Source organism: Aestuariimicrobium sp. G57, from assembly GCF_050110855.1.
In the GTDB taxonomy this organism is placed as follows: domain Bacteria; phylum Actinomycetota; class Actinomycetes; order Propionibacteriales; family Propionibacteriaceae; genus Aestuariimicrobium.
On record NZ_JBNINW010000002.1, the window covers coordinates 212,088 to 224,195 of the forward strand.

Consider the following 12,108-nt stretch of genomic DNA (forward strand, 5'->3'; position numbering starts at 1 on the left):
TGTGGTTCCTTGAGGGGTGCCGGCCTCACACCGGCAGGTTGTTCGACAGCCCCAGTGCCTGGTGCACCAGCTCGACCGGGTGCACCATCTTCACACCCGAATGCTTCTCGATCTGCCAGCGGCAGGTCTCGGTGTCACAGGCCCCCAGGTTCGGGTTGGTGGCCTTCACCATGTCGAACACCGGCTGGCCGACGGCCTTGGCGATCTCGTACTTCTCTTTCTTGAGGCCATAGGTGCCGGCGATGCCGCAGCAGGGCTGGTTCGAGTCGACAACCTTGACACCCGGGATCGATTCCATCACCGTCAGGGCCGGCATGCCCATGGCCTGCGACTTCACCTGGCAGGGCTGGTGGTAGGGCACGGTGACGTTGATCTCGCGGAACATCTCGGGGGTCAGCACGCCCTCGTCCATGATCTCGAGCAGGAACTCCGAGGTCTCACGCATGCGGGTGCCGACGTCGAGCAGGCGCGGGTCGTCCACGCCCAGGATCTGGTGGGCCTCATGCTTCATCATGCCCGCACACGAACCCGAGCTCGACACGATCGTCAGGTCTTTGCCCGCCGAAAGCAGCGCGTCACACAGCGACAGCACGTCGCGACGTGCGCCCTCGAACAGGCCATTGCTCTGCTGGGCCAGGCCGCAGCAACCCTGCTTGGGGACGAGCACCTCATAGCCCAGGAACTCGAGCACCTCGATGGTCTTCTTCGACGTCTCGACCTCGAAGTAGCCGCCGGCGCAACCGGTGAAGAACACGATCGGCTCACGGGTGGGCTGCTTGACCGGGGGCTTGCGCTTCTTGAGCCAGCCCTGCACCGTCTGCGACTGGGCCGGCGGCATCGCGGCGTCCTCGGCCACACCCACCACGGCCTGGACGATCTTGCGGATCGGCTTGTTGCCCAGGGCCATGTTCGCGATCGGGGCGAACGGGGTCATGAACTTGCCCATCAGCGTGGTCTGGGTGATCAGCTTGTCGCGCACCGGGATCTTGCCCGCGCGCATCTCTGCACGGCGGATGGTGTTGATCTCGGCGATCTTGACCCCCTGCGGGCAGGCCTGGGTGCAGATGCCGCATGACGAGCAGTAGTCGATCGAATCATCGACGGACTCGCCGTTGCGGAAGCGCTCGGCCTGCGGGCCCACGAACTTCGGGCCGGGGAACTTCGGCGTCACCCGCGCGACCGGGCATTGCGTTTCACAGATGGTGCACTTGACGCAGTGGTCGAGGGTCTCGCGCATCGTGGTGTCGGGATGCCCGTGGCCTGCGGCGGGCGACATGGCAGTGCCCGGCTTGTTGTCGAGGTCAGTCATCAGTTGGCTCCTTCAGTGATGGTGGCCGCAGCCTTCATCGCGCTGCCGAGGGCGATGCCCTCACCAGACTTCTCATCCCACCGGATCGACCCGGCGAGCACCCCGCCCGCGGCAAGCACGTTCGGGTACACGGGCTGGCCGTCGTCGCCGAGCACGCGCATGCCCTCGTCGGTGCGCAGGCCGACCTGGAACAGCGGCTGCGGCTTGCCCCAGAAATCCCCATGGATCAGCTGGGTGGCATCGGTCGCGCTGACCGGCAGCCCGAACACCGTCTCGCTGACCTTGTTGTACGAGTCGACCGCCAGCGTGCCCGACTCGAAGCCGCCACCGCAGTGCACGACCCAGTCGGTGGTGATCCTGCGCTCGCCGCCTGCCGTGTGCACCTTGACGGCGCTTGCGCGTCCGCCGTCAACCTCGAGGCCGGTGACCTCGGCACCCAGCATGACCCGCACCCGGGCCGCCTTTGCCGCGGCGAGCAGCGCCTGGTTCAGGCGCATGCCGACGACCGACGGGGGCTGCGAGACGATCTCGAAGACCGGCGCACCGACCGCCTTCTCAACCTCGTCATAGACGGTCGGGTCGTTGAGCCCGAGCACTGCGGGCACGCCGACGGTCTCGCCCGGCTCGACGACCTGCTTGACCGCCGCGGCGAACCGCGCGCGGAAACCCGGGTCGTCCATCGCCCGGGCGTACTGGACGGGGCTGATGTCGATCTCGTGTTCACGTGCCGGCAGCGAGAAGCTGACGTGCCGCGCCGGGGCGGGGTCGCCATCGGGCAGCGGTGTGCGGGCGATGTTCCCCGCGATCAGTTCCGGGTGGTAGTCCTTCAGCTCGTGGATGCCCACGATCACGTACTTCTTGCCCTGCTCGGCCTTGCCGTTGGCCAGGCTGCGCGGCACCAGCGCGGTGGGGCGCAACGCACCGACAGCGGTCGGGTACAGGTCGTTGGTGTTGGTCGAACCCACCAACGCGTCGTCACCCAGCACCTCGCGCAGCAGCGCCACACCCTGCTCGACCGCATCGCGTCCGGTACGCCGGTAGGGGTGCTCGTCGCCCACCTGGTCGATGGCATCGAGCGGGCTGGTCACCAGCGTCTTGTCGTCACCGGCGTAGCCCAGGATGTCGATCGTGCCCTGCGACAGCTGCAGACCGCCCAGACCCTTGGTCACCATGGTCACCGTGCGGCCGGCCCGCGCCAGTGCGATGGACGCCGTGAGCCCGGCGATCCCCGAACCCACGACGACGACACGCTCGCTGCCCCGGCGCGGCTGTGCCTCGCTCGCCTGTGTCTGACTCATACCAGCACCTCTTCCTCAGCATGCGGCAGGTGTTCGACATCGAACGTGCCGTGGAAAATCCAGTTGTCCAGTGCGGTCTGGCGCACCTGGTCGCCGTAGAGGATCGGCCACAGCCCGATCCAGCGGTTCTTGAGGAACAGCCGCATCAGTTCGGTGGCGCGCACCAGGTCGACCATCTTCTCCTCCAGTGCCACACCCGTGGCGCGCATGGTGCAGAAGCCACCCTGGCAGGGGCCCATGCCCAGGCGCAGCTGGCGGCGCAGGTCGTCGAAGGTGGCGGTCGGCTGCTCGGCCATCAACTGGGTGATCATGCCGCGGTTCATCAGCTCGCATTCGCAGATGATCTGGTCGTCGCGACGGTCCTTCTCGCGCTCCTCGAGGCGATGGGTCACGTGGTACAGCTTCTGGTCCTCGTTGCCCGGGATGACCTCGACGGCGGTCTTGCACTCGTGCGACTCGCCGAGCTTCTCCTCCATGATGTCGACCATGTGCTGGGCCATCAGGCGATAGGTCGTCAGCTTGCCGCCGATGATCGACAGGATGCCCGAGACACCGTCGCGGGTGTCATGCTCGAGGATCTTCATCCCGCGGGTCATGTGGCGGGTGTCCGCTGCCGAGACCCGCGGGTCCTTGAACAGCGGGCGCGCGCCCGACCAGGCGTGCACGGCGCGCGACTGGCGGAAGCCGGGCACGAGCGCCTCACCGGCGTCGAGCATCTGCTGCACCTCGTCGCGCGGGATCGCGAGTTGGTCGGGGTCATCGGCCTTGACGTCGGTGGTGCCGATGATGCTGACGGTGTGCACGGGCACGAGGATGTCGCCGTCGGCGGGGTAGATGCACCGGTTGACCACGCTGTTCACCAGCCGGTGGTTCATCGCGATCATGATGCCGCGACCGGGCACGACCTCGACCTGCTCACACCCGGCCATGCCGGCGATCTGGCCGGCCCAGGGGCCGCCGCAGTTCAGCACGAACCTGCAGTCGATCAGCACCTCTTCGCCGCGCTTCTCGTCATAGGCCGTGACCTGGCGCACGGCGCCGTCGGCAACATCGATGGCGGTGACGCGGTGGTAGGTCAGCAGGTGGGCACCGTGGCGCTTGGCATCGTTGGCGGCACCCCAGACGAGCTGCCAGCCGTCGACCGAGGCGTCCTCGACGGCGAAGGCGCGCTTGATGCCGGGGTTGAGCCGCGGCTCGCGGCGCAGCGCTTCTTTGATCGTGATCTCTTCGAACGGCACCCTGGCCTCGGTGGCCCCGATGGCGAATCGACCTGAATACTCCAGGTCGTCCTCGGGTGTCACGACGAACATGCCGCCGGTGTCTTCGACGGCATGGGCCTGGATGCGGCGCAGGATGGCATTCTCTTCGGCGCACTCGGTGGCCGAGTGCTGGTCAGAGACGACATAGCGCCCACCAGAATGCAGCAGGCCGTGGTACCGGCCGGTAGTGCCTTGGCCGAAGTCGGCCTTGTCAAGCAATGCCGTGGAATATCCACGCATCGCCACATCTCGGACGACGCCCGCGCCGGTGGCCCCGCCACCAATCACGACGACATCCACGCTCAGACGCTTCATGCGGTCCTCCCCATCGAGGTTAGGGTTCGCCTTCCACCATATTGGCCCCGGGACGTCCGTGGAGCCCCGGGCGACAAGTTCCATGACGCGCCGACGCCGGTGGCACATTCGTGCACCACCGGCGTCGGAATGGCTTGTCGGGCCCGGGTTTTACGTCAGCAGACCGGTTCGTTAATCAGTGAGCTTCAGGGCCTGGCGCAGGCTGATCACCCCGCCGGTCTGCAGCAGGCTGCGGCGATAGATCTTCTCGCCGACCACGACCGTCAGGGCGGCGAACACCAGGTTGATCACCAGCCCGATGACCAGGTCGTACCACTGGGCCGTGCCCGCCACGAACCTGGCCGGCATCATCACCGACGAGAGCACCGGCAGGTAGCTCAGCACCGTCTGCGCGGTTCCGGTGACGAACAGCCCCGCGAAATAGACGGCGGTGAGAATCAGCGTCAGTGGGGTGGTCGTCTGCTGCAGGTCCTCCTGCCGGCTGGCCAGCGAGCCGGCCACGGCCCACACACAGGCCAGCGCCAGGAACCCGGCGATGAAATAGACAAGGAACCACGCCACGCCACCGCCCAGGCTCGGCAGCATCGCCTTGTACGGGGTGAAGCTGACCGCGACCAGCGCGACGATGCCGAACACCGCCATCTGCCCGAAGCCGAGCAGGGTGTTGCCGATCACCTTGCCGGCCAGCAGATGCCTGATGGGGATGGCTGCCGAGATGATCTCGACGATGCGGCTCGCCTTCTCTTCGACGACCGAGCCCGCGATCTGCATGCCGAACGTCAACGCCGACATGAAGAACAGCACCGCGAACGCGAAGCTGACCACCTGGGCCAGCATCGCCTGGTCGGCCGACCCGTCGAGCAGCTGGGTGTTGATGGTGGTGGCCCTGGCGAGTTCTTGCGGGGTCATGCCCGCCTCGACGGCGAGCGTGCCCGAGACCACCCCGGCGAGCGCCTGGCTGAGCGCCTGCTGCAGGCCCAGGTCGGCCTGCTTCTCGAAGACCAGTTGCCAACTGCCATCCGGCTGCGACAGCAGGAAAGCGTCGACGGCCCCGTCTGCCACCAGCTGGCGTCCCTCGGCGTCGGACGCGACGGTGCGCGCGGTGACCGAGTTCTTGTCGTTGGCCGCGTGCTCGATCTCGTGCGCCCCGTGGACGACCGACTGGCCCGCAGCATTGTTCACTGCGACGACCGACTCGTGTGACCGCTGTGCCAAGAAGATCTGCACCCCGGCGAAACCGATGATCAGCACCAGCGTGATCAGCGTGCTGGTCAGGAATGCCTTGTCAGTGAGCTTCGTGAACAGCTCGCGGCGCATCACGATCGTCCACGGGTGCCGTGGGGGTGAATACGGCCTGGTGCTGGGGCGGCCTGCGGGGTGGGTCGCGGTGGTCGGCTGCGCGAGGGCCTCGGTGCCCTGTCGGGTGTCGGTGCTCACTGGTCCGTGACCTTTCGGTAGATCTCGCTGAGGGATGGGCGGATGGGGGCGAACTCGTGCACCGGCCCCCGGCGCATGGCCTCGCCCAGCACCGCCTGGGTGCCGTCCTCGGCCAGGTCGGCGAGCACGGCGATGTTGCCGTCGACGTCGACGACCTGGACGCCCGCCAGGTCACGCACCCAGCCGGCATCACCGGCGACGACCAGGCGGTGGCGCACCGGGCCGAGCGCGATGAGCTGCTCGCGGGTGCCCTGGGCGACGACTCGTCCACCGGACAGGATCACCAGGCCGTCGCACAACCGCTCGACCAGGTCGAGCTGGTGGCTGCTGAACAGCACGGGCACCCCGGCGCCGGTGCGGCGGCGCAGCAGTTCGCTGGTGGCATCGACGGCCATCGGGTCGAGGCCCGAGAAGGGCTCGTCGAGCACGAGCATCGTGGGGCTGGCCAGCAGCGCTGCGGCGATCTGCACACGCTGCTGGTTGCCGAGCGAGAGCTTCTCGAGCTTGTCCTTGAGCCGTTCGCCCAGACCAAGTTCGGTGAGCATGTCGGTGGCTTCGACCCGGGCCTGTGCCGGGGTCATGCCGCGCAGTTCGCCCAGGTAGACCAGCTGCGACAGGATCGGTTGCTTGGGGTAGAGGCCGCGTTCCTCGGGCATGTAGCCGAACGCGCGCCGGTTGGCATCGGTGGCGTGGTGGCCGTCCCACAGCACGCTGCCGGCAGTGGGGGCCAGCAGGCCCATGATCATGCGCATCGTGGTGGTCTTGCCGGCACCGTTGGCACCGACGAAGCCGATGGTGGCGCCGTCCGGCACGGTGAATGACACCCCGTCGACGGCAAGGCGTTCACCGAAGCGCCTTGTCAGCCCTTGAACTTCCAGCATTTTACCCCCTGGTCGGTGGCCCTGCTTGTTGATGGTCCAAGCCTTGCCGACCGCCCGGGTCGTCCGGATCAGTCGAGGGGCGGAATTCGGCGCTCCCCCACAGTGATGAGCCCGGCCTCATAGGCGAAGACCACCGCCTGCACCCGGTCACGCAGCTGCAGCTTTGAGAGCAGGTTGCTGACGTGGGTCTTGACGGTCGCCTCGCCGACAAACAGCTGGGTGGCGATCTCGTGGTTGCTCAGCCCCCGTCCGATCAGGCCCAGCACCTCGCGCTCGCGTTCGGTCAGCCGGGCCAGTTCGGCAGCGCGCACCGGGCACGGCCCCGGCGACGTGGACGAGGCCTGCGCGCGGCTGGTGGCACCGCCTGCGGCTGGTTGCTGGTGAACCTGCTGCTGGGTCATCTCGGCGATGACCCGCATGGTGACCTCGGGGCTCAGCAGCGCATTGCCCTGCCCCACGGCTCGCACCGCCTCGACCAGGACCGCCGGGTCGGAGTTCTTCAACAGGAAGCCCGCCGCGCCGGCCCGCAGGCCGTCGAACAGGTAGTCATCGCGGTCGAAGGTGGTCACGATGATGACCTTTGCGTCGCTGTCGGCGACGATGCGTTCGGTGGCGGCAATGCCGTCGAGCACGGGCATCTGCACATCCATGAGCACCACGTCGGGAGCGAGCCCGGCCACCGCGTTGATGGCCTCCTGGCCGTTCGCCGCCTGCCCGACGACCTCGATGTCGTCCTCGACGGACAGGATCATGGCGAAGCCCGCACGCAGCATGGCCTGGTCGTCGACGAGCAGCACGGTGATGGGGTTCTCGGTGTCGATCGGCTTCTCGGTCACGATGCCAACCCTGCCACCTGGCCGGTGCCATGACGCAGCAGCGGCAACCGCACCCGCACGCGGTAGCCGCCCGTGGGGCGCGGCCCCAGCTCGACCTCACCGCCGAGCGACTCGGCGCGCTCGCGGATGCCGAGCTGGCCGTAGCCCGAGCCGCCGCTGCCGGGGCGGGGCGTGCCGTCATCGGTGACCTCGACCTCGGCGAAGAGCAGGTCGAGCCGCACCACCACCCGCACGTGGCGCGCGCTCGAGTGGCGCCGGGCATTGGTGATCGACTCCTGCACCGTGCGATAGATGGTCAACCCGACCGGCAGCGGTACGTCATCGGCCCCACGTTCGGCGTGCTCAATCAGGCTGTACTGCACCGTGAACCCGGTGGTGGTGGCGGCGCGGGCGAGGTCGGCAACCTCGGCCAGGGTGGGTTCGGGGGCCCGCCCTGCCTCGTCCAGTTCACGCGGTGAGCGCAACGTGCCCAGCAGACCGCGCATCTGGGTGACGGCCGACCGGCTGGCATCGGCGACATTGTCGAGCGCCTGGGCGGCGAGGTCGGGGTCTTTCGAGAGCACTGCCCGGGCTCCTGAAGCCTGGACGCCCATCACCGAGATGTGGTGGGCCACGACATCGTGCAGTTCGCGCGCGAGCCGCAGGCGTTCGGTGAGCACCGCGTCTTCAGCGATGCGCTCGGACTGCACCTGGATCGTCTCGGCCTGCTCACGCAGCACGTGCTCGGTGCGGGCCTGGCGCCAGGCGACCTGGCCCATGAGCACCGACGAGAACAGGTAGACGCCATTGGCGAGCACGGACCCGACGATCGCCCCCGTCAGGGGGCTGAACAGGCCCGCCGATTCGGCCGGCAGGATGCCGAGCCCTTCGAGCCCGCGCCCCACAGCGAATTCCCAGACGAGCCAGGTCGCCAGACCCAGCGCAAGCGCTGCTGCGGCCAGGATGGTGGCGCGACGGTTCGATCCCCAGGCCAGCCCGCTGTAGAGCCCCAGGAAGGCGAACAGTTGGAAGACCAGGGTGTAGCCGACCTCGGGCGCATAAGTCACGGCCAGGAAGAAGTGCACGCCGAGCAGCAGCATCGTCGGCAGCGGGAACCTGCGCCGGAACACGAGCAGCGCCGCGCCGGTCACGAGCAACAGCACGCGCAGCCAGGTCGCCGAGGTGACCTGTTCGTGGGCGAGCTGCGAGAGCACGGCTTCGGAGTTCAGCCACCCCATGGTCAGCGCGAGCGTTGCCAACACCACATCGGCACGCCCGATGGGCGGGCGCGGGCGCTCCCAGTCGTCGTCCCAGCCGAACCACTCACGCAGGCGTTCGATGATGCTCACCCGGTCAGCCTATGGCGGCTGGGGGCGGGTGGGATCCGTCCCTGGAGGGACGTGGCGGCGTGCCGGCGTCCGCCTTTCCGGGGAGTCCGGCCCGTGGCACGCCCTGACCGTCACGCCGGTATCGTGGCCACGGACCATGCAGACGACGTGATTGTTGGGAGGCCGCTCCATGGGACAGCCGCCGTACCCCCCGGGACGACCGCCTCAGGAGGGTCCCCGGCCCCCACAGGGACCATGGGTTCCGGGAGCCGGGCCGGGGCGTCCGCCGCAGGGGCAGCGCCCGCCACAGGGGCCCCCACCACCGCATGGGCCCGCTCCGCAGCAGCGACCCCCGCAGTTCAGCCCCGACCCCGGCGACACGGTGCGCATGGTGCCGCGTGCGAGGGGTGCGGGCAGCCCCGGGACGGCCGCGGGCGCCCCCTCCGGCCCAGCCCAACCGCCCGCGGCGCGTCGTCCACCACGACGCATTGACCCACCACCCGGCGTGACCGTCACGGTGGGACGCGACCCCAGCAGCATGCTGGTGCTCGACGACCCGCTGGTGTCGCGGCAGCACGCGATGATCCGCCGTGAGGGGCCGAACTTCGGGGTGCGCGACGCGAACTCGCGCAATGGCACGCAGCTGAATGGCCACGACATCCGCCAGGCGCTGGTGACCCCGGGCGACCGGCTGACCATCGGGCGCACCAGCTTCGCCAACCACCAGGGCGTGCTGGTCGAACTGGACGACCGCGACACCGCACTCGTGGCGAACAACATCAGCTTCACGCTCAAGGACGGCAAGGTGCTGATGGACGGCCTCTCGTTCTCGGTGCCCGGCGGCAGCCTGGTGGCGATCGTCGGGCCCTCGGGAGCGGGCAAGTCGACGCTGCTGAAGGCACTGACCGGTTCACAGCCGGCGACGTCGGGGCAGGTCTTCTATGCGGGGCACGACCTGTACCAGAACTATGAACAGTTGCGCACCCGCATCGGCGTGGTGCCGCAGGACGACGTCGTGCACCGCGACCTGACGGTGCGCAAGTCGCTGGGATATGCCGCCGAACTGCGACTGCCCGCTGACTACGACAAACCCGCCCGCGACCGCGAAGTGAACGAGGTCATCGGCGAGCTGGGGCTGACCGCGCACGCCGACACACTGGTCAAGAAGCTGTCGGGTGGCCAGCGCAAGCGCACGTCGGTGGCGATGGAGCTGATCACCCAGCCGACGCTGCTGCTGCTCGACGAGCCGACCTCGGGCCTCGACCCGAGCCTCGACCGCGACGTCATGGAACTGCTGCGCCAGCAGGCCACCGGCGACCGCACAGTGCTCGTGATCACCCACTCGGTGGCCAATCTCGACGACTGCGACGCGGTCGTGGTGCTGGCCCCCGGCGGCAAGCTGGCCTATTTCGGGCCGCCGTCGCAGGTGGCACAGCGGTTCGGCACCGACAACTACGCCGACATCTTCGACTACATCAAGGCCGACCCCAACCGGTGGCAGGCCATCGAGCGGCACGCACAAGCCGCGGCCGGGCACCCTGCCCAGCAATTGCAGCGGCAGGGGCCCCCACCCCAGCTGCCACGGCCTCGTCCACCGAAGACCGACCGGCAGTTCAGCACACTGGTGCGCCGGCAGCTCGAGATCATCATCAGCGACAGGTCGTATGCGGCGCTGAGCCTGCTGATGCCGATCGTGCTGGGGTTCGCGGCGTGGGTGATCCCGGGCGAGCAGGGCTTCGGGTCGGGCCAGCCGTCGAGCGAGCCGGGCCAGTTGCTGCTGGTGCTGGTGATGTGCGGCGCGCTGATGGGCATGGTCACCACGGTGCGCGAATTGATCGCCGAACGCCCGATCTACCTGCGGGAACGGGCTGTCGGTGTGCAGCCGCTGATCTACCTGTGGTCGAAGGTGTCGGTGCTGGCGGGGCTCTCGCTGGTGCAGGCGCTGTTGCTGGTGATCGTGGTGCTCATCGGCAAGGACGGGCCGAGCGAGGGGGCGTTGTTCCCGGGGTCGTTCGAGCTGGTGTGGATGGTGTTCCTGATGACGCTGGCCACCGGCATGCTGGGGTTGTTGTTCTCGGGGCTGGTGACATCCCAGGAGCAGACCATGCCGGTGCTGGCGGTCAGCGTGATCCTGCAGCTGTTGTTGTGCGGCGGGTTGATCGACATCACCGGACGCCAGCCGCTCGACCTCATTTCGCATCTGGTGCCGGGGCGTTGGGCCTTTGGCATGGGGGCCAACACGATTGACTACCGCAGCCTGAACCCCTCGGCGCCCGATGACTGGTTGTGGGAGCACAACGCCGGGGTGTGGTTCATCTCGGGCATGGCGCTGCTGGTGTTCTCGGCAGCGATGTTCTGGGGAACACTGAAGCTGCTGGAGCGGCGCAAGTCGTCGACGTGAGCTGGTGTGGTGGGGCTCACGGTCGTCCGGGGGTTTGCCTCACCACGGCAACTTTGCACACCGGCGCCGCACGGCAAAGTTCCCGCCGATGGGCAAGGTTCCCACCGGCGGGCAATTACGCCAGGCTGAGGTGCCCTCTGCGCTCCGCGATGCCGAACGCGCGACGAACCCGGGTGAGCAGCAGGGCCGGCCGGGCGACTTCCTCCTTGCCCCATCGCGCGAACACCCAGCCGAGCGATTCGGCCGCCTCCTGGCGACGCTTCTCGCGGCGGACGACCTGGGCCGGCGTCTCCCCCGGGCGGGCCAGCACGGTGTACTTGTCCTGCCCGTCGTACTCGCCCAGCACCCCCAGCTCGGGCCACGCGAAGTCAGTGGTCGCGACAACATTGCCGCGCTCGTCCAGCACCTCGAACTGCTGCACCGGCATGGGCAGCCCGACGTCCATCATGGCCAGCCGACTACGGGTTTCGGCGGGGCTCTGGCTCAAGGCCGAAGCCATCGACAACGCCTGCCGGGCGCGATCGATGCCGTGGCGGCCCTTCAGCGTGTCGATGGCCTCGGCGACCTGCGCGTCGAAGTCAGGCAGCTTGAACTCCACCCGGGCGTTCCAGCGCGCGGCCTCCCAGGGAACCAGCCCCGCCGCAAGCCCCCGCACCCGGGTCAGGTCCACTACTGTCCGCGCAATCGAGGTGGCCAGCTGGTCACCGACCAGCGTCACGTGCTGCGCAGGAAGCGGCCCGGTCAGGACGGCTTGTGTCCGCGACGTCCGGCTGCGTCCGCCACCTGGACGGACGGTCGTGACGAGTTCGGGCACGAACAGTGTCGGCAGCCGGTGCAACAGAGCCGCCGATTCGAGGGCGAGCACATCATCCCGGGACGACGCCAGCGCCTCGTGCAGGAGCCGTCGGTCCGCAGGTCGTCCATCAGGACAGCTGAGGTAGATGCCCCTTGACAGCCGGACGAGCTGGCCACTCTTCACCAGCTGGGCGATCTGGTGCTTGTTGAGCCCGCGGCGATGCAGGTCAGCGGTGGTGATCGAGGTCATGCCCCCAGCAAAGCCCAATC

Annotated in this window: 9 protein-coding genes; 1 reads left to right on the plus strand and 8 read right to left on the minus strand. The window is 68.4% G+C overall.

Features of this window, described 5'->3' with window-relative positions:
* Positions 1–25: 25 nt before the first annotated feature.
* The 7 genes from ACQCX5_RS05035 to ACQCX5_RS05065 all read right to left on the minus strand — a co-directional run bounded on the left by ACQCX5_RS05035 (position 26) and on the right by ACQCX5_RS05065 (position 8,663).
* Positions 26–1,276, minus strand: a complete 1,251-nt coding sequence (locus ACQCX5_RS05035; RefSeq protein WP_434541291.1) for an anaerobic glycerol-3-phosphate dehydrogenase subunit C — start codon at positions 1,274–1,276, stop codon at positions 26–28.
* Positions 1,277–1,308: 32 nt separating this feature from the next.
* Positions 1,309–2,607 (minus strand): glycerol-3-phosphate dehydrogenase subunit GlpB, encoded by a 1,299-nt coding sequence (gene glpB, locus ACQCX5_RS05040; RefSeq protein WP_434540921.1) that lies wholly within the window; start codon positions 2,605–2,607, stop codon positions 1,309–1,311.
* Positions 2,604–4,181: an anaerobic glycerol-3-phosphate dehydrogenase subunit GlpA gene (glpA, locus tag ACQCX5_RS05045; RefSeq protein WP_434540922.1), complete on the minus strand. Its 1,578-nt coding sequence runs from the start codon at positions 4,179–4,181 to the stop codon at positions 2,604–2,606. Before glpA ends, glpB begins: the two co-directional genes overlap by 4 nt.
* A gap of 171 nt (positions 4,182–4,352) precedes the next feature.
* The gene (locus ACQCX5_RS05050) at positions 4,353–5,618 is read right to left on the minus strand and encodes an ABC transporter permease (protein WP_434540923.1); all 1,266 of its coding nucleotides are present in this window, start codon (positions 5,616–5,618) and stop codon (positions 4,353–4,355) included.
* Positions 5,615–6,499 carry an ABC transporter ATP-binding protein gene (locus ACQCX5_RS05055; protein WP_434540924.1) on the minus strand — a complete coding sequence of 295 codons (885 nt, stop codon included), beginning with the start codon at positions 6,497–6,499 and terminating at the stop codon, positions 5,615–5,617. Before ACQCX5_RS05055 ends, ACQCX5_RS05050 begins: the two co-directional genes overlap by 4 nt.
* 68 nt (positions 6,500–6,567) lie before the next feature.
* Positions 6,568–7,302 (minus strand): response regulator, encoded by a 735-nt coding sequence (locus ACQCX5_RS05060; RefSeq protein WP_434541292.1) that lies wholly within the window; start codon positions 7,300–7,302, stop codon positions 6,568–6,570.
* Between the two features lie 29 nt (positions 7,303–7,331).
* Entirely contained in the window at positions 7,332–8,663 is a 1,332-nt protein-coding gene (locus ACQCX5_RS05065; RefSeq protein ID WP_434540925.1) for a sensor histidine kinase, read from the minus strand.
* A gap of 484 nt (positions 8,664–9,147) precedes the next feature.
* Here ACQCX5_RS05065 and ACQCX5_RS05070 point away from each other — a divergent pair, with 484 nt between their 5' ends.
* Positions 9,148–11,043 (plus strand): ATP-binding cassette domain-containing protein, encoded by a 1,896-nt coding sequence (locus ACQCX5_RS05070; protein WP_434540926.1) that lies wholly within the window; start codon positions 9,148–9,150, stop codon positions 11,041–11,043.
* 115 nt (positions 11,044–11,158) lie between these two features.
* Here the strand turns inward: ACQCX5_RS05070 and ACQCX5_RS05075 are convergent, their stop codons facing one another.
* Positions 11,159–12,088, minus strand: coding sequence for a type IV toxin-antitoxin system AbiEi family antitoxin domain-containing protein (locus tag ACQCX5_RS05075; RefSeq protein ID WP_434540927.1), 930 nt, complete (start codon positions 12,086–12,088; stop codon positions 11,159–11,161).
* Between the last annotated feature and the right edge of the window lie 20 nt (positions 12,089–12,108).

What these genes read in the sequence shown, in the direction of transcription:
- ACQCX5_RS05035 (WP_434541291.1), bottom strand. Translation starts at nt 1,276, where the DNA reads ATGTCGCCCGCCGCAGGCCACGGGCATCCCGACACCACGATGCGCGAG.
- glpB (WP_434540921.1), bottom strand. Translation starts at nt 2,607, where the DNA reads ATGAGTCAGACACAGGCGAGCGAGGCACAGCCGCGCCGGGGCAGCGAG.
- glpA (WP_434540922.1), bottom strand. Translation starts at nt 4,181, where the DNA reads ATGAAGCGTCTGAGCGTGGATGTCGTCGTGATTGGTGGCGGGGCCACC.
- ACQCX5_RS05055 (WP_434540924.1), bottom strand. Translation starts at nt 6,499, where the DNA reads ATGCTGGAAGTTCAAGGGCTGACAAGGCGCTTCGGTGAACGCCTTGCC.
- ACQCX5_RS05075 (WP_434540927.1), bottom strand. Translation starts at nt 12,088, where the DNA reads ATGACCTCGATCACCACCGCTGACCTGCATCGCCGCGGGCTCAACAAG.